Consider the following 26684-nt stretch of genomic DNA (forward strand, 5'->3'; position numbering starts at 1 on the left):
CATTATATTGCAACCCCAAAAATTAGGTAAATATTCCATGACTGAAAATGATGCCAAATTGCTAGAACAACTGCGTGAACAGTTTGATTTTGGTCCCTATCCCAAAACCCCCTTAGATGTTGACCCGAAAACATTTCCCGGAAGACTGTACACCAACCATTTGACAACAGCCTATTATCTCCGCAATCAAAAGGTCATCAACTCACAAAATAAAACCATCTTAGATGTAGGATGTGGTTCAGGATTTACCTCCTTAATTTTAGCTGAAGCTAACCCAGAAGCCAAAATTATTGGCATTGATATTTCCGAAAAATCTATAGAACTTGCTAAAAAGAGAGCGGAATATTTTAATAAACAGGATCAATGCGAATTTTTCCTTGTTTCTGTGGATGATATCCCTTCCTTATCTTGGGACTTTGACTATATTAATTGTGATGAGGTTTTGTATCTTTTGCCAAACCCTTTGCAAGCTTTGAAAATATTTAAGAAAAAATTAAAACCATCAGGAATTATACGCACTAATCTACACAGTGCCGCCCAAAGAGTAGGTATGTACAACTTCCAGAAATTTTTTTCAATGCTTGGGCTTATGGATAAAAATACTAATGATGACGATATCAAATTTGCTTTAGAAATCGTTCATTGTTTGAAGGATAATGTGCCAACTAAAACAAAAACTTGGTCGCCTGACTATGATAAAGATCCGGCTTCTAGGAAAGAATTTTTTCTCTGTAACTATTTGCTGAAAGGGGATAAAGGATACAATGTTCAGGATATGTTTAACCTGTTGCACCAGTCCAATTTAGAGTTTATTAGTATGGTAAACTGGCGACAGTGGCAATGGTTGGATTTATTTAAAGAGCCGGATAATTTACCTGTTGCTTTAGGAGAGCATTTTGCTCAAAGCAGTCCAGAGGAAAAACTGAGGGTTTTCGAGTTATTAAGTCCTATCCACCGACTGTTAGATTTTTGGTGCGGACATCCGGGGGAAGGAGAACCATTTTTACCCGTTAGTCAGTGGTTAGATGAGGATTGGCAAGGGGCTAAAATTTACTTACACCCTCAATTGAATACTGAAAAAGTACGCACAGGATTAAAGAATGCTTGTCGCAGCTTACAGGATTTTACGATTAGTGAGTATCTGCCGATTGCTGGGGGTGTACCCACCTCAATTGATGTGACAATTGCGGCTTGTGTATTACCTCCTTTGTGGGAAGCACCCCAGAGTTTAAACCAACTGATTCAACGTTGGAAAACCTTAAGACCGATTAACTTAGCTACTTTAGAACCTACCACGGATTCGGAAGCGTTGACGGTGTTAAAAAGTACGTTAACGGGCTTAGAAGCCTATGGTTATGTGTTGTTAGAACGAGGATAAAAGCGAGGTGCATTTCATGGAAAATCAAGATAAAGAGCTATTGGAACGGGTACGGGAACAGTTTAATAGTTTACCCTATCCCTCTAATTCAATTGAGGCCAGTCATGAACAAGATATTCCCTTTTTATATATTCATAGCTTGGTGACGGCTTTTTATGTGCGCAATAAACAGGTGATTAATCCGGCAGATAAGGTTATTTTGGATGCTGGATGTGGTAGTGGATACAAGGCCCTGGGACTCGCACAAGCGAATCCGGGGGCGCAAATTGTGGGGGTGGATATTTCGGAACGCTCGGTAGAATTAGCGGAAAAACGCTTGCGATATCATGGCATTGATAACGCGGAGTTTGTGGCTTTGGCGTTGGAAGATTTGCCGAAGTTAGGGCGGCAGTTTGATTATATTAATTGTGATGAGACGTTCTATTTAGTCAAAGATCAAGTAGCGGCGTTAAAAGCTATGAAAGCGGTTTTAAAACCTGATGGCATTTTGCGAATTAATTTACATAGTTTGCATGGTCGAACCGTGGTTTTTCGGGCGCAGGAAGTGTTTAAGGAAATGGGGTTATTTGCAGAAAACCCGGAAGAGTTCGCCCTAGGGGTAGTGCGGGATATGATGAACGCTTTAAAGGATGATGTTTTATTGAAAAAAATTAGCTGGAAGGAGAATAGTGAGGCTATTTATGATGACTGTTCTATTATGGTCAATTATTTGTTAGTGGGCGATCGCGGTTTCACCATTCCAGAGTTGTTCAGCTTCCTGCGGGCGGCGGATTTGGAGTTTATCGAAATGGTGCGCTGGCGGGATTGGAATTTTAACGCCCTGTTCAAGGAACCGCATAATTTACCTGTGTCTCTGGAGTTGATTTTCTCGGAGGCGAGCCTTGAGGATAAACTGCATCTGTTTGAATTACTCCATCCCATAAACCGTTTACTAGATATTTGGTGTGGTCATCCCCAATCTCAGCCTCCCGTGCCACCTGTGACGGAATGGATGAGGGAAGACTGGCAAGGGGTGATAGTGCATTTACACCCCCTATTAAAGCGGGAGAGTTTCAAACAGGCACTGTTCGAGAGTATCCAGAAAATGCAGCCTTTTGATATCTATAGCCATTTCCCCCTCGGACAGCCCGAAAGTTTTATTGATAGTACCATTGCCGCTTGTGTGTTTCCGGCCTTATTAGAACAGCCTCAATCCTTAAGTGGTTTAGTCCAGCGTTGGCAAGTGCTGCACCCTGTACATCCAGCCACCCTTCAGCCAATGGGTACAGAGGAGGCAAGGGAGTTATTACAGCAGGTGTTAATCACCCTCGAAAGTGGGGGATATGTGCTACTACAACAGGGAGGCGATTGATACTGAATAAAGTATTACCAGCAACATGGGGAAAAAAGTTTGCCGGGGGGTGATAGGAAAGAGGACAAAGCTGGGTAACTTACGGTCATAAGCGGAGAAATCCAGCTAAGTCAATTGATAGGAGAGAGTCATCATGAGACCGGAATTTCAAGCGAAGTTCTTGATGCACCTGAATGGGAATAAAAAAGGGGATGAAGGTTTCACCCTGATTGAACTACTGGTTGTAATCATTATTATTGGTATTCTGGCGGCTATTGCCCTGCCTTCTTTGTTAGGCCAAGCCAACAAAGCGAAACAGTCCGAAGCCCGCCAAAACGTCGGTTCTGTGAACCGCGCTCAACAAGCCTTTGCCTTGGGGAGAACAGAATTTACCTCCAACTTAGCTGAGTTGGGCATTGGGATTAAGAGTCAAACAGATAACTACATCTATGTGCTGAAAGCCAGTACAAACAGAGATGGTGCGGCTAACTATGGTGCGGCTTACAAACCTGCACTGAAGAGTTATGTTGGGTTGAACGTTACCGCTCAAGGCGACACAGATACAGGGGAAGTTTTAACCTTAACGGGAACTTGCGAAACCATCAAACCGGCTAAAGTGACTGGTCCGACTGATGCGGCTCTTGCTGTTCCCACTAAATTGGGTCCTGATGGTGCGAAATGCGAAGAAGCTCCTAAATCTGGCGCTTTCAATGGTGGTTGGAAAGATTTGTCGGGCGGCTAATATTCAGGATGGGGTACTGGTTCAAACCGACCCCAATTATATTTAACAAAAATGTTGCTATCCATCCCCTTCCTCGCTTGCAGGGAGGGAATGGATAGCAACCCCGTAATATACTGAGCGACAGCGAATCCTTAGATAAAATCCTTAGATAATTGGTTATACTGTTATCGGCAACACTGGTTCTCGATAATGTATAAGGCTTACAAGTATCGTATCTATCCTACTGACGAGCAAAAAGTATCCCTGGCTAAGGCGTTCGGATGCTGTCGTTGGTATTGGAATTTTGCCTTAGACTTGTGCCAAAAAACCTATATCGAGACGGGGAAAGGATTGTCTCGTGGATACATTCAAAGCCTGTTACCTAAACTAAAAAAGGAATATCCTTGGCTAACAGATGCCTACTCCCAATCCTTACAGGTGGTTGCACTTAATCTTTCTACTGCCTACAAAAACTTTTTTGAGAAACGGGCGCTGTCACCCCGTTTCAAGTCAAAGCATGGTCGGCAGTCTTTAAGTTATCCTGCTAACGTTAAGTTGGAGGGGGATTACATCAAAATACCGGGAAAAATTGGGTTAGTGTATTGCCGTCGTCATCGGGAACTTGAAGGGACAATCAAAGCAGTTACTCTCTCCAAAAATCCTGACGGCAAATACTATGCTTCGGTGTTAGTGGATGACGGTAAAGATGCCATTAGCCCATCGGTTGAGGGTAAAGCTATTGGCATTGATGTTGGACTAACTCATTTTGCGATTACTAGCGATGGGTCTAAGTACGATAATCCCCGCCATTTTGCCAAACACCAAAATAACCTCAAGCGCAAACAAAAAAAGCTATCGCGTAAACAAAAAGGTAGTAAAAATCGAGCTAAGGCGAAACAAAAAGTCGCCAAAGTTCATAGTAAGATAGCCCGATGTCGTGAGGACTTTCTCCACAAAATATCCCGCAAGATAGTTAACGAAAACCAAGTGATTGCTGTAGAGAATCTGAACGTCAAAGGGATGGCAAAAAACCCTAAACTAGCCAAGGAAATTAGTGATGTGGGTTGGGGAATATTTACCACAATGCTGAAATACAAAGCCGAGTGGGAAGGCAAAACTTATATTGAAGTTGACCGCTATTTTGCGTCTTCAAAAACCTGTCACGTTTGCCTTAATCGAGTGGATAGCTTACCGTTAGAAGTGCGGCAATGGGAATGTCAAAATTGTGGCACTCACCACGACCGTGATATTAATGCAGCACAAAACATTAAAAATGAAGCCTTGCGGATATTGTCGTTGGGAACCAGCGATACGGCCTGGGGAGGGAACGTAAGACAACCTGGTAAAACTTCGGTTTTGCTAGATGCTTTTCCCGTTGAATCAGGAAGCCCCATCCTCGCCAACGGCAGGGTGGGGTAGTTCACTCCTGTCAGGGGTAGTGTAGGGAACTGCACTACTTCTTTATCGAGAATGTCGGGGTGAAGACCCTCGGGGACAGCTGCGCAACGTTTCACGAACACCGACGGGATGAAACCCCGACCCGTATAGAAACAGCACTTCGACAGGCTCAGTGACACGAAGCACGACTCAAATCTTGACAATTTGTGCTATATGGTATAGCATACAAATAGTTGTTTGGGGTCGAGAAACAATGATTGTCTTAGAGATGAAAGCTGTGCTTAAGCCTTATCAGTCATTGGCTATAGACGAAGCTATTCGTACAGTCCAATTCATCAGAAACAAAGCGTTAAAGCTTTGGATGGATGCCAAGAGAGAAGACAAAGTAGACAAATATTCTCTCAATAAATACTGTGCAGTTCTCGCCAAACAGTTCAAGTTTGTTGATACTCTAAATTCTACGGCCAGACAAGCATCTGCTGAACGAGCATGGTCTGCTATTGCTCGTTTCTATGACAATTGTAAGAAAAAGGTTAAAGGGAAAAAAGGTTATCCTAAATTCCAAAAGAATAACCGTTCTGTAGAATATAAACACTCTGGTTGGAAACTATCGGAAGACCGGAAAAAAATCACTTTCACAGATAAGAAAAACATCGGTACGGTTAAACTGAAAGGAACTAGGGACCTAAACTTTTATCCTTTAGACCAAATTAAACGAGTTAGGATTATTAAACGAGCGGATGGTTACTATGTCCAATTCTGTCTAAACGTTGATATTCGGGAATACGCTAAACCGCTAGAACCGACTAAAAGATGTGTAGGATTGGATGTAGGCTTAAAAGTGTTCTATGGGAACAGTGATGGTGAAACAGTAGAGATACCACAATACTATCGCCAGGCCGAAAAAAGATTAAACCGTCTGAATCGGCAGAAATCCAAAAAGTTTAAGAAGGGTCAACCCCAATCAAACAACTATCAAAAAGCTAGAAAGAGATATGCGAGAAAACATTTAAGAATAAGTAGGCAACGTAGAGGCTTTGCCGAAAAAGAGGCATTGCGCGTCATTAAATCTAACGATTTCATCGCCTACGAAAACTTAAATGTCGAAGGCATGGTAAAAAACTCTAGACTAGCTAAATCTATTCATGATGCGGCTTGGTCAACGTTTCGTCAATGGCTAGAGTATTTTGGCTTTAAATATGGTAAGGCTACGGTAGCAGTGCCGCCCCATAACACGAGTCAAAATTGTTCTAACTGTGGTCAAAAAGTGCCTAAATCCCTATCTACAAGAACCCATGTTTGTCCCCATTGTGGTTATACCGAAGATAGAGATGTTAATGCTGCTATCAACATTTTGAAAAGAGGACTAAGTACCGTGGGACACACGGAAACTAATACGCTTGGGGAGAGATTCCCTCTGGCTTGGTTGGATACGTCCTGTCAAGTTAAGGAAACTCGGTGAACCAAGAATCCCTCGCTTTTAGCGACAGGAGTGTCAATTTGTGTTGATTTCAAAGCAGGTTATCCCATCAAACATGGCAACTCTAGAACAGTGGCAAGAGCAAGCACAACAGGCCTATTTAGCGGGGGATTATGTTCAAGGGGCTTTTGCCTATGAACAGGCGCTACAGATTGCCCCGGAGCAGGTCACTTTGTACTGGCATTTGGGCTTAATGTTGCTGTTACAGGGAAAATCCTCAGAAGCTCAAACCACTTGGCTAATGGTGATGTTGGAGGGGGATGAGGAGACAGTAGAACGTTGGACGCTGGAGTTGGTGGGGATTTTGACTCAGGAGGCGGTGCGTCAGGAATGGTTGGGGGAGAAGGAGCAAACTTGGAGGATTCGGGAGGAAATTCGGGAGTTGGCACCGAGGGATCTCCAGAATCTCTTTGAGTTGTTGCGGTTGGCGATTCCTGATCGTTACAATGGCTCGGAACTCGAAGAGTGGGGCGTAATCCCCCTGTTACAATCGGGGCTACCCTTGGATTTTGCCCTGCTGTTAACGGTGCTACAAGCACTCTTTAGCCATGATGCCCGCAATCCGGCTTTAATCCCGCTCATGGAGGCCAGTCTTGCCTATGCTCAAGAGGACAGCCAAAAGGTGGCGGTGTTGAACTTTTGTTTAAAGGTTGGGGTAGCTTTGGGGCATTCTCAACGCCAGCCCGGAATTGCCGCCCAACTCTGTGAACTGGGGTTACGCCTCGATCCCCGTACTCCTGAACTGGTCAACCTGCTCGCCCGGTTATACCAAAACTCTAACCAATTTGATCAAGGTTTAGAAATGGCGCGCTTTTACGCCACACTGGTGGAGAACTTACCCGATCAGGTTTTTGCCAGTAAGGGGGTTTTGCGTGCCTTGATGAGTACGGGGGGGCATTGGCAAGAAGGGTTTGAGCAGTTTCTCTGTCATGAGCAGTTGATTGAACGGTTGATGACGGAACAACCGGAACTCACGCCCCTGCAAGTTTCCCGTCTGTATAGTACCTACTTCTTCGCCCCCTATTTTCGCGATCGCGCCCCAGAAAACCGCCGTCTCCAGAACCAAATCGCCCAACTCTGCCAACACAACGCCCAAATTCATCACCGGGAGTTAGTGGAAAAATACCACAACGCCAACCAAAACCCTCGCCCTCGGAATCAGCCCTTACGGATTGGCTACCTTTCCCACTGTTTGCGGACTCACTCCGTTGGCTGGTTAGCGCGATCGCTGATCAAACACCACAACCAGGAAAACTTCCAACTCTACGCCTATTTCATCACCACTGCCAACACCTACGATCCCCTTGAACAGTGGTACAGCCAACAAGTCCATCAAACCTACAAATCTACCCAAGCCCTCGAAATCACCGAACAAATCCACCACGATCAAATTGATATCCTAGTAGATTTAGACAGCCTCACCCTCGATGTTAGCTGTGCCGTCACCGCCCTAAAACCCGCCCCCATCCAAATCACTTGGTTAGGGTGGGATGCCTCGGGAATCCCCGCCATAGATTACTTTATCGCCGATCCCTACGTTTTACCCGACAACGCCCAAGACTACTATCAGGAGAAAATCTGGCGCTTACCCCATACCTACATCGCCACAGATGGCTTTGAAGTGGGGATTCCTACCCTGAATCGTCACCAGTTAAACATCCCCCCCGATGCCGTCATTTACTACAGCGTGCAACACGGTTATAAACGCCATCTCCACACGATTAACCTCCAACTGGAAATTCTCAAAGCCGTGCCGAATAGTTATTTTTTAGTCAAAGGTGCCGCCGACTCCGAAGCCGTCAAACGGGTATTTTTAACGATGGCCGAACAAACCGGAGTCGAGGCCGAACGCTTCCGCTTTCTCGACATTGACGACAGCGAAATGACCCACCGTGCTAACCTCGGCATGGCGGATATTGTTCTAGATACCTACCCCTACAACGGAGCCACCACTACCCTAGAAACCCTCTGGATGGGGATTCCTTTAGTGACTAAAGTCGGCCAACAATTTTCAGCCCGCAATAGCTACACCATGTTAAAAAATGCAGGGATTACAGAAGGGATTGCGTGGAGTGATGAGGAATATATTCAATGGGGGATTCGTTTAGGGAAAGATCCCACCTTACGGAGTACCCTTGCCGGGAAACTCAAACAAGCTCGTTATCAGGCTCCGTTATGGAATGGCAAACAGTTCACCGAGGACATGGAGGAAGCTTATCAGGGGATGTGGCAGCGCTTCCAATCTCAAGGGAATTTGGCTTAACTCACCTCACCCATCTTTCCCCCGGCAGAAGTTTTGATGCTCCCCGCGCTAAAGGGACGGGGCTTTAATTTTTCGTTTAAGATGGGTTTACAATGCAAACTGGAGCGGTTTCTCTGCTCTTGCATCCGATTCAAACAGAAGGAGTCATAACTATGGATGTCAAGCTAATTTTACTAATCTTAACCGGGTTGTTCATTGTCGCCACCTTATTTTTTGGCACCCAGAACGGGTTTTATGATTCCGACAACTATCACGGCAATGGATCCGCACATTAGAAAAAAACCGTCAATCTGCAATCTATGGGTTCCCCTCGTCTGATCTCCTCTAGCCACCAACCGGATTTAGTTTGTCTGCCCTATGGTGTTGGTCATGATAGGGAGGGAGTCTGTTTGCTGGTCAAAATGGGAGAATATCGGATTCTGCTCGATTGTGGACTGCCCGATATTTCTCCTTTACTGGAAGAGAAAGACGCTCCCGCCGATTTGGTCTTTTGCAGTCATGCCCACGGAGATCATGCCCGGGGCTTATTAGACTTACATGATTGTTTCCCCGATTTACCGATTTATGGCAGTGAAGCCACGGCGGAATTATTACACCTAAACTGGTTAGAGCAAGAACAGATTAACCCGATTCCGCGCTTTTGCCAAACCTTGCCTTGGCGATCGCCTGTTCATTTTTTCGAGAACCTGCAGGGCCAACTCTTCCCGGCCGGACACCTCCCGGGGGCAGCCGCTTTATTATTAACCTACACCACCCCCCAACGGGCTTATACCCTACTTTATACAGGGGATTTTTTCCTCTCCAACTCCCGCTTAGTGGAAGGATTATCCTTAGAAACCCTGCGGGGATCCTCCCCCGATGTTTTGATTGTGGAGGGGAGTTATGGCACCGCCCGCCATCCTCGTCGCCGCCAACTGGAAAAACAGTTAATGAGCCAAATTGATCGGGCGATCGCGGAGAATTATTCCGTCCTCCTCCCCGTGCCACCCTTGGGACTGGGACAGGAAATCTTAATGTTATTGCGATCGCACCATCAATTCACCGGACGAAACCTCGATATCTGGGTGACAGATCCCGTCGCCACCGTCTGCGATGATTACCTGAACCTCCTCCCCCATCTCCCCACCTCTGTTCAGAACTTCGCCCGTCATCAACCCCTATTTTGGGATGAGCAAGTCCTCCCCCGCGTCCGCCGTTTAGACCCAGATCACTGGCCCGAATTAGGCGAAACCCCCGCCATTGTCTTAGTGGATCAAGGGGCTCCCTGGCCAGACTATGTGAAGGAACTATCTGGCGCTTGGGTGATCTTAGTTCCCGAAAAACTGCGCCCCCATGCGACTTGGTATCAAAGCCTTCCCCCGGATCTAAGCCTTGAAACCTACCTGCTCGCCGAACACAGCGACGGACGCAACACCACCCAACTGATTCACAACATCCGCCCCCAGCACGTTCTTTTCATTCATGGCACTCCTACGGATCTCGCCGACCTCACCAGTTTAGAGGAACTGCAAAACCGTTATCACCTCCACTGTCCCAACCCCGGAACCTTAGTCGAGTTACCTGTAGGCGATCGCTTCATCCAACCTGCCGCCCCCACAGACACCCACTATGAAGGAGAAATCAACGAAATTGGGGCCACCATTAACATTAACCTCCCCGGTTCCATCACCCAAACCCCACGTTGGAACAGCTTCGCCGACACCGGATTAGTCGAGGCACGCTGGCAGGGGGAGGAATTAGTCCTGCGGGGCATTTCTCAACGGGAACTCCTCAGCCAAAGTAATAATGCCAAACTACAAGCCAGTTTAGATTGTTGTCGCAACTGCTTACACCAACGGGGACAACGCTGTTATAACCCCGCCTCCCCCCTCTACGGCTTTAAGGTGACACCGGAGGGCTATTGTCCGGTCTTTGAGACCAAACCGGAGAGCGAGGATCTCAGCACTGAATAACCCTAATTAGGGCTTACTGGTGGGGGGGAATTGGGAGTCGGGAGTCGGGAGTCGGGAATCGGGAGTCGGGAGTCGGGAGATTGCCTCTCCCCTGCCCCCCTGCTCCCCTGCCCCCCTGCCCCCCTGCTCCCCTGCTCCCCTGCTCCCCCTATTCCCCTATTCCCCGTTCCCTGTTTTCCACCCAGAGTAGAGTTATTCAGCAAGCCCTACCTATTACCTCCCCCACTGATACCAAAGATAGAACTCTAGAAATAAAGGGAAACCCCTATGAGAGAATAGAAAGCGACTTAGAACTACGCTAATTTTTTATGCAAACGTTAGAAAGCCCTCAATCTTCTACCTCAGCGGCTCCCTTGGATACCGTCATCCACCGTCGGAAAACCCGTCCTGTTCCCGTGGGTGACATTACCATTGGGGGAGGGTATCCCGTGGTCGTGCAATCCATGATTAATGAAGATACCTTAGATATTAGTGGGTCAGTTGCAGGGATTCGTCGCCTCCATGAAATTGGCTGTGAAATTGTCCGCGTCACCGTCCCCAGTATGGCCCACGCCAAAGCCTTAGCCGAGATTAAAACCCAACTAGCGCGCACCTATCGCCCCGTGCCTTTAGTGGCTGATGTTCACCACAACGGGATGAAAATTGCCCTAGAAGTCGCCAAGCACGTGGATAAAGTGCGGATTAACCCCGGTTTATATGTATTTGAAAAACCCAAAACCAACCGCACGGAATACAGCGAGAGCGAATTCCAAGAAATTGGCGACAAAATCCGGGAAACCTTGGAACCCTTAGTCATTTCCCTACGAGAACAGGGGAAAGCCATGCGGATTGGGGTAAATCATGGCTCTCTGGCGGAACGGATGTTATTTACCTATGGTGACACGCCCGAAGGGATGGTGGAGTCAGCCTTAGAATTTCTGCGCATTTGCGAGTCTTTGGACTTTAGAAACTTGGTGATTTCTCTCAAAGCGTCCCGGGTGCCTGTGATGTTGGCCGCTTACCGTTTGATGGTCAAGCGGATGGATGAATTAGGCATGGACTATCCTCTGCATTTGGGAGTAACGGAAGCGGGAGACGGAGAATATGGGCGAATTAAGTCTACGGCTGGGATTGGGACACTATTAGCGGAGGGCATTGGGGACACAATTCGCGTTTCCTTAACCGAGGCACCAGAGAAGGAAATTCCCGTCTGTTATAGCATTTTGCAGGCGTTGGGACTACGGAAGACGATGGTGGAATATGTGGCCTGTCCTTCCTGTGGTCGGACGCTGTTTAATTTGGAGGAGGTACTGCATAAGGTGCGTGAGGCGACGAAACACCTAACGGGGTTAGATATTGCGGTGATGGGTTGTATTGTCAATGGCCCGGGAGAAATGGCCGACGCGGATTATGGTTATGTGGGCAAACAACCGGGCTATATTTCCCTATATCGTGGCCGGGAGGAAATTAAACGGGTGCCCGAAGATCAGGGGGTGGCGGAGTTGATTAATTTAATTAAGGCGGATGGTCGTTGGGTAGAACCTTGACCATTTAACTTTTGTTATCTCGTCTAGGGCTTGCTGAATACCTCTGCTTCGGGTGGGGAACAGGGAACGGGGAACGGGGGGGGAGGGGGAGCGGGGGAGAATTGATAATTATTCCCTATCACCTATTCCCGACTCCCGACTCCCGATTCCCGACTCCCGATTCCCGACTCCCTCTCTTCAGGGAACAGGGAACAGGGGGGAGGGGGAGCAGGGGAGAGGTTGATTATTTTTCCCGACTCCCTATTCCCTAGTCCCTCCAAAGCCTTACTGTTCAGGCTAAATGGTGGGGGGATGTCAGAGAATCATTCGGTTGGGTGAGGCATAGCTTAGTATAGGGGAAAGTGTGATTGTCATGGGATAATCCTGTCTGCCTCTTTTTTTGACCTGCCCAGACTGGGGCTTTTGGGAATGAAATTTTGGTCAAAAAGCCTGCGAACTCGACTGGTTGCCTATTTTCTGTTGCTGTCACTGCCTACGGTGACAGGGATTGGGGCGTTGACCTTTTGGGGGGCGCGGGTGGTGATTACGCGCTTGGTGTTTGACCGTTTGCGAGTGACGGCGTTTCTCAAGGCGGATGCGTTGGCTTTGTGGTTAGGGAATCAACAGGAGGCGACGTTTTCCATTGCCCAGTTGCCGGAAATTCGGGAGTCTTTGGAAGGGTTATTAACGCAACCGGAGGATTCGGGGGAGTTTCAAGAGGCCTATCGGGTGACACAACGGGCTTTACGGTCGGCGGTGGCGAGTCGGCCGGAGTTGGCGGAGGTGTTTATTTTAAGTCGGACGGGGGGAAAGGTGATGGTTTCCACCCAGACGCTCCATGAGGGACAATATCGGGTGAAGGATACTTATTTTATTGAAGGGTTGAATGGTGCGTATGTGCAGGATGTGTATCCTTCTCCAATGACGGGACGACCGACGATTACGATTGCTACACCGTTGCGGAATGGGACTCAGGAGGTTTTGGGAGTGTTGGCGGTGCATCTGGATTTAAAACAGATGGATCGCATTGTGTCGGATAGGGTGGGATTGGGGGAAAGCGGTAAGACCTATTTGGTGGATCAGTATAATTCTTTTGTTTCGGGGAATCGGTTTGGTATGGATGATTTTCCTCGGGGAATTCATTCTCAGGGGATTAATCGGGCGATTGAAGGAGACTTAGGCGGGGAGTTATATCTGGATTATCGGGGGATTCCGGTGATTGGTTATTATATGTGGCTGGAGAATCTGAATCTGGCGCTGTTGGTGGAAATTGACCAGGTGGAGGCGTTTACTCCGGCGAGAAATTTGGCTTGGGGTATTGTGGCGTTAGGTTTGATCTCAATGGGTTTGTTAACGGGGGGAGTGTATTGGTTGGCGCAGAAAATCACTCGGCCGATTTTGGCGATTAAGGAGGCGGCCATTCAGGTGGCGGAGGGGGATTTTAATCAATTGGCTCCGGTGATGACGGAGGATGAGGTGGGGGTTTTGGCGCGCTCGTTTAACCGCATGACGGAGGAGTTACGGGAGTTATATGCGGGTTTACAGGAGAAGGTGCGACAGTTGGAGACGGCGGAGTTGTCGGTGCGTAAGAGTTTGAAGGAGTTGGAGATTGAACAGGCGAAGTCGGAACGGTTATTGTTGAATACGTTGCCCCAGGCGATCGCACGTCGTTTGAAAATTGGGGAAAGTGTCATTGCGGAGCATTATGATCAGGTGACGGTGTTGTTTGCGGATTTGGTGTCGTTTACTCGTCTCTCGGAAGAGGTTGCCCCCAAGGAGTTGGTGGAACGGTTGAATATGATTTTTTCGGCGTTTGACCAGTTGAGTGAAAAGCATGGTTTGGAGAAAATTAAGACCATTGGGGATGCTTATATGGTGGTGGGGGGACTGCCAAAACCCAAGTCAGATCATGCTGAGGCGATCGCACGGATGGCCTTAGATATGCAGGCGAGTATTACAGAGTACAACCGACGAACGGGGGAATCCTTAAGTTTACGCATCGGAATTCATTCGGGGTCGGTGGTGGCCGGGGTGATCGGAATTCGCAAATTCTCCTATGATCTTTGGGGGGATACGGTTAATGTGGCCTCGCGGATGGAATCCCAAGGTCTACCGGGGGCTATTCAAGTCACGGCCTTGACCTATGAGTTGCTCAAGGAGGATTTCCATCTAGAAAAGCGCGGCATTGTAGATGTGAAGGGCAAAGGAGAAATGATGACTTATTTACTGATTGCACCAATTTGTACTGTAGAACAATGTCAAGTGCAAGCAATGAACGGGAGTCACCAAGAACTTAGCCCGCTTTGGTCAGAGTTCACTTCTTCTGATTGATCCAGTTAACAAGATCCTTGCCCCCTGTCCCAAATTATTTGGCGAAATTGTCCCCTTCCCCCGATAATAAGCACAACCTTACTCTTTTCGTTTAATCACCTGCCATGTCCCGACGTTACTGGCTAGAAACCCTGGAATGGATTTCCCTCACTGGTTCAATTGTGGGGGCTTGTGTGGCTTATTTAACCCAACAAGTCGCTTTTGCTGTGTTCCCGATGATTGTTACATTGGGGTTAAATATGGACAACCGCCATCGGATTAATCGTCTGCGACAACAGCAACAGTTCACGGGGTTAAATCATATTAACCAGTTGGTGAATCCTTTAGAATCTCAAGTGACGGAGTTGGAGGATCTCACCCAGGCACTACAACAACAGGTGGGAGAACAACAGGAAGAGGTTAAGGAGGCTTTAGCCCAAATCCACAAGACGATTAATCCCCTTAAGCAACAGTTGGAACAAATTAAGAGTCAAACGGAAGAAATTCACACTCGTTCCCAACAACAGTTACGGGAGTTAAAGGAAAATCAGCAACAAATGACGGAGGTTTCCCTCTCTCATATTGACCAGTATCTGGAGCGAATTAAAGACCATTTGCGCCGTTTGGAACAGGTTTCCTCGGAAGGGACTCCCCAATGGGTGGAACAACTCCAAAGTACTGGGGAGGCGATCGCACAGGTTCAAGCAACCCTCACCACGGTACAAGACCGTTTAACCACCCTAGAAGCCTCGGGTAGCCCCCAAGATGCCGCCCAAGTTCAAAACGCCCTCGATGCCCTCCAAGTCCGTCTAGGGGCTTTAGAAGGTCAAGGCAGCCCCTCTCTTGATACCCTACAAGACCGTCTCGCGGCTTTAGAGGGGCAAGATGATGTTCAAGAGGCGATCGCACAATTACAAACCGCCCTCGCCACCCTCCAAGACCGTTTTAATAGCTTGTCTTTCCCCCCCTCCCCCGAACAAGGCGAAACTCTCAGCCAACTGCAACAACAACTCGAAGACTATCGCCGCCAAACCCGTGAGGAATTAGAACAGATGCTCACTTCCTTACAACAAACGATTCCCACCCCAGCCCTCCCCCCAGAACTGGCAAATTCTTTAGAAGAATTGGAAACCCTAGCCAGCGAAATCAAAGGGGTGCGAGGGGAAGTAGAACAGCTAAAAACCCTAATCCGTACCCCAGAACAACCCATCCCGGAAAAACGGGAGGAAATCGCCCCGGTGCGTGGGGGGACAACTCCCACCGGGGCAACGGTGGAAGTACCCGCCCCAGTTCTAAAAGCCGTCCCTGTGAGCGCAGTTATTCCCGAAACTCCCGCCCAGAATTGGCGGTGTTTGCACCATCTGAGCGGCCATAAAGGGGGAGTGAATGCGATCGCCATTAATCCCCACGGCAAGACCTTCGCCAGTGGCAGCGACGACAGCACCATTAAAATCTGGCAACTCGGCACCGGGCAGGAAGTCCGCACCTTGGGCAATCCAGACTCTAGCTGGTTGTCCAGGGTCAAATCCTTAGCCATTAGTCCCGACGGGCAAATCCTAGCCAGTGGCAGCGACGACAAGGTAATTCAACTCTGGCAACTCACCACCGGGAACAAATTCCAGCCCCTCACCGGACATTCTGGGGCAATTAAGTCCCTCCTTTTTAGTCCAGATGGGCAACTGTTAATCAGTGGCAGTGACGACAAGACGATTAAAGTCTGGCAATTGCGCTCGGGGACTGTTGTACAAACCTTAAGGGGTCATTCTCCTTGGTTTACCGGGGTAAAATCCCTTGCTATTAGTCCCAATGGTCAACTCCTCGCGAGTGGGAGTGATGATAAAACCATTAAACTCTGGCAACTAAGTACCGGGCAGAGTCTGAGGACGTTTAATGGTCATTTAGGCACCGTGAACGCTTTGTGTTTTACCTCTGATGGACAAACGTTAATTAGTGCCAGTGAAGACAACACCATTAAATTATGGCGGGTGGATACCGGGAGTTTAATCGCCACCTTCTCCGGTCATCAAGGGTCTGTAGATGACATTGCCCTAAGTCCCAACGGGAAAATCTTGGCTAGTGGCAGTTGGGACAGCACCATTAAACTCTGGAATCTCGCCACAGGTCAAGAAGTTAGCACCCTCCGAGGTCATTCGGCGGCGGTTGTTTCTTTAGCGTTTAGTCAAGAACGTTACGGCAACGGTGCCGATCATGTCCTGTTAGTCAGTGGGGGGAGTGATAACACGATTGGGATTTGGCAATGCGGATGATTGGGCAAGAGGGGGAATCGGGAATCTTGACAAGTTAAGATTCCCGATTCCCTATTCCTCCTCTCCCCATCTCTGAGAAGATTCCGCCACTTTCCAAACGGGAGGCGAAGAGGGAACAATTTCCAGTTGTTGGTGTTTCGGGGTGGGGCGAGATTTACGGGTTTTCGGTTTGGGGAGACTTTGCCCTTTCCGTCGTTCTGAGGTGCGTTCCTCGGCAGTGTCTTCTGTCACAACTTCATACAAAATAGCCAGTTTGTTGGCTCCGCTGCCTTTGCGTAACACTCGGCCTAAACGTTGGATATATTCTCGCATAGAGCCAGTTCCTGAGAGAATAACAGCAATCCGGGCATCGGGAACATCTACCCCCTCATTAAGGACGTGGGAGGCGACTAGCGCCTTATAACGCCCCTCTCGGAAAGCGCTTAGGATGGCATGGCGTTCCTTAACGGGGGTTTGATGGGTGAGGGCGGGGATGAGAAACTCTTGAGAGATACGGTAAACGGTGGCGTTGTCGTTGGTGAAGATGAGGAGAGATTCTGGGTAATGTTGGGCGATAAGTTCGGCTAAAACGCGCAATTTTCCCTCAGTACAGAGGGCGATTTCCTTGGCTTGACGGTGGGCTAACATGGCGCGTCTTCCTTCAGGCGATCGCGCCGAAGCTTGAACAAACAACTGCCAACCTTGTAAACTGCTTAGGGCAATCTTCGATTCTCGTAAAAATTGGTTGCGAGTTTGGATAGATTGATCATAGGTTTGTCGCTCTTTGGGGGATAATTTCACCTTAATTTGTACCACCCGATGCTCCGCCAGTGCTTGGCCAGAAAGTTCTTCGGGGGTTTTGCGATAAACTACCCCACCAATGAGACTATCTAACTCTCGGTGGGTGCCATCAGAGCGCTCCGGAGTCGCGGTTAATCCTAAACGATAGGGGGCGATCGCATATTCCGCAATCACCCGAAAAAAATCCGTCGGCAAGTGATGACACTCATCAAAAACCAACAACGCATAACGATTTCCCAAACTCTCCGCCTGAATCGCCGCGCTATTATACGTTGCAATTAAAATCGGCGTGCGATCGCGAGAACCTCCCCCCAATAACCCCAACTCCACATCCGGGAACGCCGCCTCTAGTTGAGCATACCACTGGTGCATCAAATCCAACGTCGGCACCACAATCAACGTGCTGCGCGGTGTAGACTGCATCGCCAACTGAGCCAAATAGGTCTTACCCGCCGCCGTCGGCAACACCACCACCCCCCGACGATTCGCCAACTTCCACGCCTGCAACGCCTCCTCCTGATGAGGATAAGGTTTCATCTCCATACTCGGCGACAATTCCAACGGGCTAAAATCCCGTGCCTCATCAATGAACTCAATCTCCTCCCCCTGCATCGCTTCCACCAAAGCCCGATAATGAATCGCCGGAACTCGAAACTTTTCTACCCGATCATCCCAAGTCGCATAATCAATCCACACCCGCCCTTGGGGAGGAGGATGTAACACCAAAGTCCCTCTATGGTACGTCAGCTTAGGCAAACGGGGCATAAATCGCAGTCCTTTAAGCTTGTGTGCATTTTATCGTGGACTAGGGGAGACGAAAGCCTAAGCGTACTCCAAACACATAGCCATTAATATTAATTAGAGGGTCTGAAGATCCCCCAAAGGAAGGCCCGGTAAAGATTTCGACTCGTCCATTTTCAGTAATGGAGTAGGTGAGACGGGCGAGTAATTGGTGATAGGTGTCTTGGCGATCTTGCCCGGTGAAGGTGGAAAGAACAAATTGATAGTCAAGGGAGGTTTTCCATTGGGGGGCGAAACCATACCCTAAAGACAAACGCAAGGCATTCACGACTTGAGAACGGTTGCTGGGGTTAGCATTACTCCAGCGCAGTTGATAAGAACTGTCTAGGGTGAGGTTGGGGGCTAAGGGATCTTGACGACCTAGTTCTAAATAGAGGGCATGATCATTAAGAAAGCGATCGCCTCCTGATTTACTGTAGAGTTGCTGGTTTAACCAGCCTAACTCCCCATAGGTTCGCGGCCACAGTTGCTGACGCACTCCCACATTAAAGGTCAGTTGGTTGTAATCTATCTCTGAACGTTGGCTGTAACGGATTAAATTGCCCCCCGCAGAGGCAAATACAGCCGTTTGGGGGGTGGAGTAAGGAACGGCCATTACGGTCAGTCTCGCGTTAAATAACCCGTCTTGGACAGGATCAACGAGGGAGAAAATATTGCTGCTGTTGATGTAGTCTATTCCCCCTAAGACAAAAAACTTGGGTTGAGAAGTTTTGGGGGTAGGACGTTCTATTTCTTGCAGTAAGAGGGTGCCAAGTTCCGGATCTGGGTCAGGTTGGGCAGGGGTTTGAGTCAGGGGAGAAACTTCAGGAACAATTTCAACGGAAGGATCGTCTAGGAGAAGAACCTGCTTTTTTACGGCAAAATAGGGTGAGATTACACGTTTAGCTAAAGAAGTGACAACAGCTGGATTAATCTCCCTTTGAAAGTCCAATTGTTGCCGTTTTAATGTCTCGACTTCTAGAACAACGTTTTTATTTTTTTCTGGGCGAACAAATCCCGTTGGTTCTCCCAGATGTTTTGCTTTTTCTGTCGGTCTAAGGGCGATAACATAACCCGTTATTTCTACTAAGTCTCGAACCGATGGACTTAAGGAATAACTAGGGGAAAAACCTTTATCCTGAGCGGTTTTCTCTAAATTTTCTGCTAAAGCTGCCCCTTGGGTAATTCCCACTATACCTAAACCTACCTGAACAATAGTCAGGAGTTTTAGAGGAGTTTTAGCAGATTTACAGGTAGCGATTGGTTTCATGTTTGTTGATCTCAAAATAATCTGCGTGTTTTCAACTATTTTTTAAAGATTTTATGAAAGGTTTATTAAACCGAAAAAAACTTTTTTTTGTGTCTTTTTTTGTGTTAAAGTGTAAAAAATAGGATGAATTAACATGGGGGAAAAATGCGTCCTCTTTCAAAGTTTTGTTCAGTTGTCGCCGTTTCGGGATTAACGCTAGTGGGGTTGACTTTGAGTTTAGCCCAACCCGGTCGAACTCAAACGGTTTTAACCCAGGCGGTGGTGGAATCGATGAGTAATCAGGTGCGGGTCGTTTCACAAAGTCAATCCCCGCGCTCGGCTCGGGTTTCAGATGTTATTCGTCCGGGAGATGCGATCGCCACAGCGGCCTCTTCTCGGGCAGATTTGCGCTTTAATGACCAATCCTTGGCAAGATTGGGAGCGCAATCTATTTTCCGCTTTAATCCCGGAACGCGCAATATTGATTTATCTCAAGGCACAGCTTTAGTCTTAATCCGTCCTGGTCAAGGGGGAACCACCATCCGCACCCCCAACGGAGCAGCGGGAGTTAGAGGATCTGCCTTAGTGGTACGCTACGATCCAGCTACAGACACGACCTTAGTCGCCGCGCTGACGAATTCCGGTATTGTTGTTTTTAATCAAGATGGTTCAGAAACCCTACCGATTGCAGCCGGAGAAATGGCCGTATTCATCGAAAATCAACCTGCTAAGGTCTATAAGTTTGATCTAGATACCTTTTATGCGACCAGTCCTTTAGTGGCCGGGTTAGATTTAAACAATCTGGAAGAAACCGATAGTCCCGATGGATTAGACGAAGTGCGGGAAGAAACCACCGAAGCACTGGACAGTCAAACTCCAATTGATGCTGAGGATTCAGAAACGCTCGTGAATCCTGAGTTTATCAGTATGACGGAACTAGACGATGATGGGGAATTTACGGATCTTGAAATCAGCGTGGTGGATGTGGACATTAACGACTTAGACGACGCTGATTTACTGGAGACGTTAGCTGACTCTCGCGGAGCGTTAGATGTGTGGTCTGTGGTAGTCGGTGGGGAAACGCGACAACAACAGATTCTGATGGAAACCATGATGACAGGTGGAGTGTTCCCCGGTGGTGGTGCCACAGGTGGAGTGTTCCCCGGTGGTGGTGCCACAGGTGGAGTGTTCCCCGGTGGTGGGGCTACAGGTGGGGTGTTCCCCGGTGGTGGTGCCACAGGTGGGGTGTTCCCCGGTGGTGGTGCCACAGGTGGGGTGTTCCCCGGTGGTGGTGCCACAGGTGGGGTGTTCCCCGGTGGTGGGGGAAAGCCTTAACAATTTTGACCTGAAGGCTGTGTGCATTTTGTCCAGCCTCATAGTGTGTCCAACCTCATAGGAGGACAATCAATCCCCCAAACTTTGGGGGATATTTTTAATAACATATAAAAAATTTTTTGTCAAGAGATAAAAAAGGGATAAAGTCTTGTATAGTTTTGTATAGTTTTTTAGCGCAAGATTTCCCCGAAGTAATACCTCATCCTTGTGAGTCTATTACTTGAGCGGGGGGAACCGACAAATTGCCCAATTTTGGAACAATCTCGGAAGTTTGCGGATCAAATACCCCTACTGTCTGAACAATGATTCTGAACAACCACTAAAGATTATTGAACTCACCCATGAAAAAAACACTCACACTATTTGCGTTAGGTTTGGGGCTGTCGATGGGAATGTCCCACGTGCCACTGCAAGCCCAACAAGCCCCTCTTACTTGGTCAAATCCCCATCGTCAGGCCCCCAATTTAGCCTTAGATGAGCAATTATGGGGCAGTTTAGGACAACCCGGAGATAAACAGGCGCTGATTCAATCCATTGACCACAGTTTGCGGTATTTAGACACTCCGGCCGCCGTGCGGGCTTATCAAAATTATCCCATTCGTTGGATTACTCGCGATCGCGTCCGTCGGTCCCTGCAACGCTTCCGGCATCTGGTACTCACCAGCAACAGTCCTCAAGAATTACAAGCGGCCGTTAAACGGGAATTTGTCTTTTACAAATCCGTAGGCAGTCCGCGTTACGGTGGGCAAGTCTTTTTTACAGGCTATTACGAACCCACCTATCAAGCCAGTCGTGTTCCGACGGCAGAGTATCGTTATCCCCTCTATCGTCGTCCTAGCAACTTTGAAAGCTGGAAAGCCCCTCATCCCAGTCGCGCTCAACTTGAAGGGAGCGATGGCACCGGGAAAGATAGCATTTTAGCGGGTTATGAATTGGTTTGGTTGCGCGATCGCCTGCAAGCCTTCCTCGTCCAAGTGCAAGGTTCCGCCCGTCTTCAACTAACCGATGGTACCACCATGACCGTTGGTTTTCACGGCAGCACCGATTACCCCTACATCAGCGTAGGACAGGAAATGATTAAAGATGGGCTACATCCGGCCGATGGCTTCACCCTGCCGAAAATGATCAATATTTTTCAACAAAACCCTGACCTGCTCAACGTTTATATTCCCCGGAACAACCGCTTTATTTTCTTCCGAGAAACCAACGGCGCCCCCGCCACTGGGAGCATTAGCGTCCCCGTCACCCCCGATCGTTCCATTGCCACGGATAAATCTCTGATGCCCCCGGGAGCCCTCGCCCTCATCCACACCCGCATTCCCTTCCCCGATGGTCAAGGAGGCATGATGACCCCCGAGGTGAGCCGTTTCGTGTTAGACCAAGACACCGGAAGCGCCATCACAACGCCCGGCCGAGTGGATGTGTTCATGGGAACTGGACCGGTAGCAGGCGATCGCGCTGGTGTGATGGGATATCGTGGAGCCCTATACTATCTGATGTTGAAGGAATAACTCATTGAGGATGCCAGAGGGGAGAGAAAACCGATTCCTCCCCTCCAGAGTCAGAACTCATCCTGGCCTTCCACCGACGAAGTTTTTGGGCGTAAATTTTCCAAGATTAATTGTTTCCGAGAGAATCCCCTACCATTAACATTGAGGGATAAACGGGTGCTACCTGTGAACTGATGCCCAACCAGAGTGAAGCAGCTAATGTGGTAATGCGTGATTCTTACGGTACGCTGCGCGCAAGCGCGTTCCTGTTCCTATTGTTCTCCCTGACTTTGGGAGAAGTAACCCTTGAGGCCAATCGTCTTGGGGGGATTTCTGTTGCTAGGATGGCGATCGCTCAAACCCCCAGCCCAGAAGCCAGTCCTAACCCAGATTCCGCAGAACCGGATGAGCCAAGAATTGAACCGGGGAGCGAAGGGGTAATTGTCCGAGAATTACAACAACACCTCAAAGAGTTAGGCTACTACGAAGAAGAACCCGACGGCGTTTATGGGGCTTCCACAGAAGCCGCCGTGCGAGCCTTCCAAGAAGCAGAAGGCTTGGACCCCACTGGTGTGTTTGATGTTCAAGCTTGGATTCGGATGCAGGAAATCCGCAATCCCAGACCTGAACCCCAACCCCGTCAACGAGGACGCATCAGCCGTCGGGCGTTAGCTGTAATTGCTTTGGGGGGGTTAACGACACTGATCGGGATGGCAATTGGAATTTTCTTGATCCTGAAATTCCTAGCCCAACGCGCTCAAGACCAAGAATTTGCGGTGCCAACGGAGATCGATTCAGCACGTTACCCCGATTATGAAGAGAACTCCGAAAATAATCATTCCAAATTTGTCACCTTACAGCCCGAGTCACCCCCCACTCAACCTTTGAATTTAGATCCTCCCATCCTTTCAGAATCCCTTCTAGAGGATGCTTGGTTAGCAGATTCCGTTCTCCCTGCCCCTCCAGAGAAACCAGAACCCTTAGAAGAAGTGGCCGAGGCAGAATCTCCCTTATCGGCTAATCCTCCCATCAGTGCAGCCCCTCCGGTAATGACCGTTAAACCCACCGGACGTTTAACTAAACTGGATTTAATTGAGGAATTAATCGGAGATTTGCGATCGCCCAATCTCGAAAAACGCCACAAAGCTATCTGGGAACTCGCCCAACGGGCCGACTCTCGGGCGGTTAAGCCTCTTGTGGGCTTGTTAATTGAATCGGACTCCCAACAACAAACCCTAATCCTCGAAGCCCTCTCCCAAATTGGCACCCGCACCCTCAAACCCATGAACCGTGCTTTAGCCTTATCCCTCCAAGACGATAACGCCCAAGTGCGGAAAAACGCCATCCGTGACCTTACCCGAATGTACGAATTAGTCGCTCAACTCAGTCAGTTAGTGTACTATGCCACGGATGATCCCGATCCCGAAGTGCAAGACACGGCAAAATGGGCATTGAAACAACTCAACCAGATTCGAGTTTTACCCGATGATCAACCCTCCAGTTAATTTTGTCCTCTATCGTCATTAATCTATGTCCCTGTCCAGAAAAGCTAGCTACGAACGCCAAGAACTTGATGTTCCCTTTTTCCTTGTTATTTTTGCCGCCCTTGCCCTACTCATTCTCGTTTATCTGTTAGCCTTACCCTTTCAGGATACCTATTTAGGCCGTTTGATTTACGATCGAGGTTTCACCCAACCCCTCACCCTCTTTCTCGCGGGGATGGTTATCAGTGTGGTGATCTTCAAATACCTAAAACTCGCTACAGAATACAGCGCCATCGGCAAAAATTGGATTCCTGATGGCATTGATTTAGAAGATCCTAACGGACGTTCCATTAATAACCTTATTGCCAGTTTAACCAACTCTCGGAAACTCATCGCCGTCCGTTGTTGCCGCGTTCTTTATGCCTATACTCAATCGGGGAGTCGTAAAACGGCCAGCGAATTAGCCTTAGATGATTCCGCCTTTTATCTGAGCGCTTCGGAAAGTTCCTATACTATCCCTCGGATTCTGGTCTGGGCGATTCCTCTATTGGGGTTTATTGGGACGGTAATTGGGATTAGTCAGGCGGTGAGTGGTTTTTCGGGTTTTCTGGAACAAGCCGGGGAAATTGACCAAATTCGTACAGGAATTGGTACCGTCACCAGTGGGTTAGCGGTGGCCTTTGATACCACCTTGTTAGCCTTGTTTTTAAGTGTGGTGGTGATGATTCCCTTGGTGTTGGTGGAACGCTGGGAGTCCCGTTTATTGTTGTCCATTGATGTGTATATCAATGATCGTCTGTTGCCGAAACTTAGAGATCCCGAGGCTTCTAGGGGATTTTTGGATGAAAAGGCGATCGCCCAAGCAGTAGAAAAATCCCTCAAAGAGAACCTACCCCAACCCAAAGACCTCATCGAACCTGCCCATATTTACGCCCAGAAATTAGTGGAAGCCTTAACTCAGAAGTTTGTCCAAGAAATGGGGTCAATTCAAACGGCAAATAATCAACTTATCCAACAAGTAGGTCAAGTTAATCAAGCTACCTTACAAGACCGTCAAAACTTTTTAACCGTTTTTAATCAACAACAAGAACAACAAAAAGATATTGTCCAATTAATTAAAAATACGGTGGAAGAAATTAAGCAAGGCAACTTAATTGTGGCTCACGGTTTAGCCCAACAAGCCCAAGAAATTACTCAACAACTCAATCAGGCCGCCGTTCTCTTAGGGGATCGGGTGGAAGCCTTAGAACAATCCACTTTACAGGTTTCTCAAATTATTGAACTACAAAAAAGTTTAGATCAAATGTTAAACTCTTTAGAAAAAACGGCACAACTAGAGCAATCTTTAGCTGGGTTAAGGGTTGCCTTAACTCAATTACAGCCTATCTTAACTCAGTTACAAAAGCCTCGTAAAATTATGTTATTGGAGCAAGATAATTAAAATTTTTTCCGTTCGTTTTTGGTTCGTTGTTGGGCTTTAGCCCTTAAATTCGCGCTGAAGCGCAACTACAAGCGGTTGTTCGTTCGTTTTTGGTTCGTTGTTGGGCTTTAGCCCTATAAATTCGCGCTGAAGCGCAACTACAAGCGGTTGTTCGTTCGTTTTTGGTTCGTTGTTGGGCTTTAGCCCTATAAATTCGCGCTGAAGCGCAACTACAAACAGAACTATTAATTATTGAAAATGTCCCGTCGCTCAACCTTACACCGAAAATCCTATGAAGTGGAATTATTCCCCTTCTTGTCCGTTTTAGCCTGTACCATTGGCTCCCTGATTTTACTAATTATTGTCATCACGACCCAAACCTTTAGCGAAGACAAAGAAGTAAGAATTATTGCCCGCACCGAAGACGGACAAAATCAACGGAAAATTCCCCGCTATATTGACTGTCGGGGCGATGGCATTGTCTTACATCCCCAAGAAATTTTTATCCCCGCCAGTGAAATTAATCAACGCAATCGTGAAATAGCACAATTATTGTCACAAGTCAAGGCAAATCAAGAACGAGAATATTTAATTGTTGCCGTGCGACCCAGTGGAATTCAAGTCTTTAATCAAGTACGGGATTTAGTAGAAGCACAAGGCATAGATTTAGGCTATGAACCTATCGAAGAAAACTGGACATTACGAATTGAAACACCATGAGACATAGACGCAAATTAGGGACTCGTCAAAGCCCCCAGCAAAACCTAGATTCTTTCTTAGATATCCTCACCAATACCGTTGGCGTGTTGATGTTTATTGGGCTGTTTGTGGCGTTGCTTTCGGTAGAATCAGGCAACATTATTCGCACGCCTTTAGTCTCAGCTAGTGCCAAAAATGCCCAGTTTTTTGAAGTGCGCAATAATCAGGTATTTTATCTGGATAATCCTCGGGTAGAAAATCAACTCACTTGGATGATTGAAAACTTACCGCCCTGTTACGAACCGGATCCCCCTCGCACCATGGACTCGGTAGAATTTGATTTTTATTATCGTCAACTCCAAGAATATGAGCGCTGTCAACGGTCCCGCTTACAACAACTTCAAGGCTATCAAATTAGCACGGATTACTATGAAGCCCATTTTGATATAGAGGGTTTTGTCACCATTTATCAACCCCGTCCCAATGTTACGGGATCTTCCCTCAGCGCCATTGCTAGTGATGAATCGGCATTTAAACGCACTTTAACCCGTTTAAATAGCCAACAGGACTATTTAGCATTTTTAGTGCGGCCAGATAGCTTTGCGGCCTTCCGACAAGCGCGTAAGGTGGCCTGGGAACAGGGGTTTGATGTGGGGTGGGAACCGTTATCGGAACAACGGACGATTGCTTTTGGCTCCCGAGGTCGTTCGATTGGGGTACAGTAGGGAACGGGGAATTATGTCAAAATAAGAACGGTACAGCCCTATTCTCCTGTCCATCGTTCACTCACACAAGGCCGCAGACGGGAAAACGTTGTATCCTCAAACTTGAGACGATTATAGA

Annotated in this window: 19 protein-coding genes; 17 read left to right on the top strand and 2 right to left on the bottom strand. The window is 47.9% G+C overall.

Annotation, left to right across the window (positions count from 1 at the left end; all coding sequences use genetic code 11):
* Positions 1-37 precede the first annotated feature (37 nt).
* The 11 genes from SPI9445_RS0114890 to SPI9445_RS27680 all read left to right on the top strand — a co-directional run bounded on the left by SPI9445_RS0114890 (position 38) and on the right by SPI9445_RS27680 (position 16604).
* Positions 38-1378: a class I SAM-dependent methyltransferase gene (locus SPI9445_RS0114890; protein WP_017305564.1), complete on the top strand. Its 1341-nt coding sequence runs from the start codon at positions 38-40 to the stop codon at positions 1376-1378.
* Positions 1379-1394: 16 nt separating this feature from the next.
* On the top strand, positions 1395-2729 hold the full coding sequence (locus tag SPI9445_RS0114895) for a class I SAM-dependent methyltransferase (RefSeq protein WP_026079818.1): 1335 nt from the start codon (positions 1395-1397) through the stop codon (positions 2727-2729).
* A gap of 133 nt (positions 2730-2862) precedes the next feature.
* The gene (locus SPI9445_RS25730) at positions 2863-3450 is read left to right on the top strand and encodes a type IV pilin-like G/H family protein (protein ID WP_017305566.1); all 588 of its coding nucleotides are present in this window, start codon (positions 2863-2865) and stop codon (positions 3448-3450) included.
* A 189-nt stretch (positions 3451-3639) separates the two neighbouring features.
* The gene (locus tag SPI9445_RS0114905; protein WP_017305567.1) at positions 3640-4848 is read left to right on the top strand and encodes an RNA-guided endonuclease InsQ/TnpB family protein; all 1209 of its coding nucleotides are present in this window, start codon (positions 3640-3642) and stop codon (positions 4846-4848) included.
* 232 nt (positions 4849-5080) lie between these two features.
* Positions 5081-6289 carry an RNA-guided endonuclease InsQ/TnpB family protein gene (locus tag SPI9445_RS0114910; RefSeq protein WP_026079819.1) on the top strand — a complete coding sequence of 403 codons (1209 nt, stop codon included), beginning with the start codon at positions 5081-5083 and terminating at the stop codon, positions 6287-6289.
* Positions 6290-6362: 73 nt separating this feature from the next.
* Positions 6363-8570 (top strand): O-linked N-acetylglucosamine transferase, SPINDLY family protein, encoded by a 2208-nt coding sequence (locus SPI9445_RS0114915; RefSeq protein WP_017305568.1) that lies wholly within the window; start codon positions 6363-6365, stop codon positions 8568-8570.
* Positions 8571-8869: 299 nt separating this feature from the next.
* Positions 8870-10522 (top strand): MBL fold metallo-hydrolase, encoded by a 1653-nt coding sequence (locus tag SPI9445_RS0114925; protein ID WP_017305570.1) that lies wholly within the window; start codon positions 8870-8872, stop codon positions 10520-10522.
* Positions 10523-10541: 19 nt separating this feature from the next.
* Positions 10542-10712 carry a hypothetical protein gene (locus tag SPI9445_RS30640; RefSeq protein WP_017305571.1) on the top strand — a complete coding sequence of 57 codons (171 nt, stop codon included), beginning with the start codon at positions 10542-10544 and terminating at the stop codon, positions 10710-10712.
* Positions 10713-10830: 118 nt separating this feature from the next.
* The gene (ispG, locus tag SPI9445_RS0114935; RefSeq protein ID WP_017305572.1) at positions 10831-12048 is read left to right on the top strand and encodes a (E)-4-hydroxy-3-methylbut-2-enyl-diphosphate synthase; all 1218 of its coding nucleotides are present in this window, start codon (positions 10831-10833) and stop codon (positions 12046-12048) included.
* A 408-nt stretch (positions 12049-12456) separates the two neighbouring features.
* Entirely contained in the window at positions 12457-14358 is a 1902-nt protein-coding gene (locus tag SPI9445_RS0114940) for an adenylate/guanylate cyclase domain-containing protein (RefSeq protein ID WP_017305573.1), read from the top strand.
* Between the two features lie 104 nt (positions 14359-14462).
* The gene (locus tag SPI9445_RS27680; protein WP_017305574.1) at positions 14463-16604 is read left to right on the top strand and encodes a WD40 repeat domain-containing protein; all 2142 of its coding nucleotides are present in this window, start codon (positions 14463-14465) and stop codon (positions 16602-16604) included.
* A 51-nt stretch (positions 16605-16655) separates the two neighbouring features.
* Here SPI9445_RS27680 and SPI9445_RS0114950 read toward each other — a convergent pair whose 3' ends face one another.
* A complete protein-coding gene (locus SPI9445_RS0114950; RefSeq protein WP_026079821.1) occupies positions 16656-18149 on the bottom strand; it encodes a DEAD/DEAH box helicase in 1494 nt (497 codons plus the stop codon).
* Positions 18150-18189: 40 nt separating this feature from the next.
* On the bottom strand, positions 18190-19434 hold the full coding sequence (locus SPI9445_RS27685) for a hypothetical protein (RefSeq protein ID WP_017305576.1): 1245 nt from the start codon (positions 19432-19434) through the stop codon (positions 18190-18192).
* Positions 19435-19578: 144 nt separating this feature from the next.
* Between SPI9445_RS27685 and SPI9445_RS27690 the strand changes: the two genes are divergently transcribed.
* From SPI9445_RS27690 to SPI9445_RS0114985, 6 genes are all read left to right on the top strand, one after another.
* Positions 19579-20748 carry a FecR family protein gene (locus SPI9445_RS27690; RefSeq protein WP_017305577.1) on the top strand — a complete coding sequence of 390 codons (1170 nt, stop codon included), beginning with the start codon at positions 19579-19581 and terminating at the stop codon, positions 20746-20748.
* Positions 20749-21089: 341 nt separating this feature from the next.
* A complete protein-coding gene (mltA, locus tag SPI9445_RS0114965) occupies positions 21090-22259 on the top strand; it encodes a murein transglycosylase A (RefSeq protein ID WP_017305578.1) in 1170 nt (389 codons plus the stop codon).
* Positions 22260-22432: 173 nt separating this feature from the next.
* Positions 22433-23743, top strand: coding sequence for a peptidoglycan-binding protein (locus SPI9445_RS27695; protein ID WP_017305579.1), 1311 nt, complete (start codon positions 22433-22435; stop codon positions 23741-23743).
* 25 nt (positions 23744-23768) lie between these two features.
* Positions 23769-25163, top strand: coding sequence for a MotA/TolQ/ExbB proton channel family protein (locus SPI9445_RS0114975; protein ID WP_017305580.1), 1395 nt, complete (start codon positions 23769-23771; stop codon positions 25161-25163).
* Between the two features lie 237 nt (positions 25164-25400).
* Positions 25401-25862, top strand: coding sequence for a hypothetical protein (locus tag SPI9445_RS0114980; protein WP_017305581.1), 462 nt, complete (start codon positions 25401-25403; stop codon positions 25860-25862).
* Complete coding sequence (locus SPI9445_RS0114985; protein WP_017305582.1) at positions 25859-26566, top strand: hypothetical protein; 708 nt, start codon at positions 25859-25861, stop codon at positions 26564-26566. The genes SPI9445_RS0114980 and SPI9445_RS0114985 overlap by 4 nt, the downstream gene beginning before the upstream one ends.
* The last annotated feature ends 118 nt before the right edge of the window (positions 26567-26684 follow it).

The organism is Spirulina subsalsa PCC 9445 (genome assembly GCF_000314005.1).
Taxonomy (GTDB): Bacteria; Cyanobacteriota; Cyanobacteriia; order Cyanobacteriales; family Spirulinaceae; genus Spirulina_A; species Spirulina_A subsalsa.

Bases quoted from the DNA above. Each gene is read 5' to 3' on its own strand.
- SPI9445_RS0114890 (WP_017305564.1), top strand. From the start codon at position 38: ATGACTGAAAATGATGCCAAATTGCTAGAACAACTGCGTGAACAGTTT.
- SPI9445_RS0114895 (WP_026079818.1), top strand. From the start codon at position 1,395: ATGGAAAATCAAGATAAAGAGCTATTGGAACGGGTACGGGAACAGTTT.
- SPI9445_RS25730 (WP_017305566.1), top strand. From the start codon at position 2,863: ATGAGACCGGAATTTCAAGCGAAGTTCTTGATGCACCTGAATGGGAAT.
- SPI9445_RS0114905 (WP_017305567.1), top strand. From the start codon at position 3,640: ATGTATAAGGCTTACAAGTATCGTATCTATCCTACTGACGAGCAAAAA.
- SPI9445_RS0114910 (WP_026079819.1), top strand. From the start codon at position 5,081: ATGATTGTCTTAGAGATGAAAGCTGTGCTTAAGCCTTATCAGTCATTG.
- SPI9445_RS0114915 (WP_017305568.1), top strand. From the start codon at position 6,363: ATGGCAACTCTAGAACAGTGGCAAGAGCAAGCACAACAGGCCTATTTA.
- SPI9445_RS0114925 (WP_017305570.1), top strand. From the start codon at position 8,870: ATGGGTTCCCCTCGTCTGATCTCCTCTAGCCACCAACCGGATTTAGTT.
- ispG (WP_017305572.1), top strand. From the start codon at position 10,831: ATGCAAACGTTAGAAAGCCCTCAATCTTCTACCTCAGCGGCTCCCTTG.
- SPI9445_RS0114940 (WP_017305573.1), top strand. From the start codon at position 12,457: ATGAAATTTTGGTCAAAAAGCCTGCGAACTCGACTGGTTGCCTATTTT.
- SPI9445_RS27680 (WP_017305574.1), top strand. From the start codon at position 14,463: ATGTCCCGACGTTACTGGCTAGAAACCCTGGAATGGATTTCCCTCACT.
- SPI9445_RS0114950 (WP_026079821.1), bottom strand. From the start codon at position 18,149: ATGCCCCGTTTGCCTAAGCTGACGTACCATAGAGGGACTTTGGTGTTA.
- SPI9445_RS27685 (WP_017305576.1), bottom strand. From the start codon at position 19,434: ATGAAACCAATCGCTACCTGTAAATCTGCTAAAACTCCTCTAAAACTC.
- SPI9445_RS27690 (WP_017305577.1), top strand. From the start codon at position 19,579: ATGCGTCCTCTTTCAAAGTTTTGTTCAGTTGTCGCCGTTTCGGGATTA.
- mltA (WP_017305578.1), top strand. From the start codon at position 21,090: ATGAAAAAAACACTCACACTATTTGCGTTAGGTTTGGGGCTGTCGATG.
- SPI9445_RS27695 (WP_017305579.1), top strand. From the start codon at position 22,433: ATGCCCAACCAGAGTGAAGCAGCTAATGTGGTAATGCGTGATTCTTAC.
- SPI9445_RS0114975 (WP_017305580.1), top strand. From the start codon at position 23,769: ATGTCCCTGTCCAGAAAAGCTAGCTACGAACGCCAAGAACTTGATGTT.
- SPI9445_RS0114980 (WP_017305581.1), top strand. From the start codon at position 25,401: ATGTCCCGTCGCTCAACCTTACACCGAAAATCCTATGAAGTGGAATTA.
- SPI9445_RS0114985 (WP_017305582.1), top strand. From the start codon at position 25,859: ATGAGACATAGACGCAAATTAGGGACTCGTCAAAGCCCCCAGCAAAAC.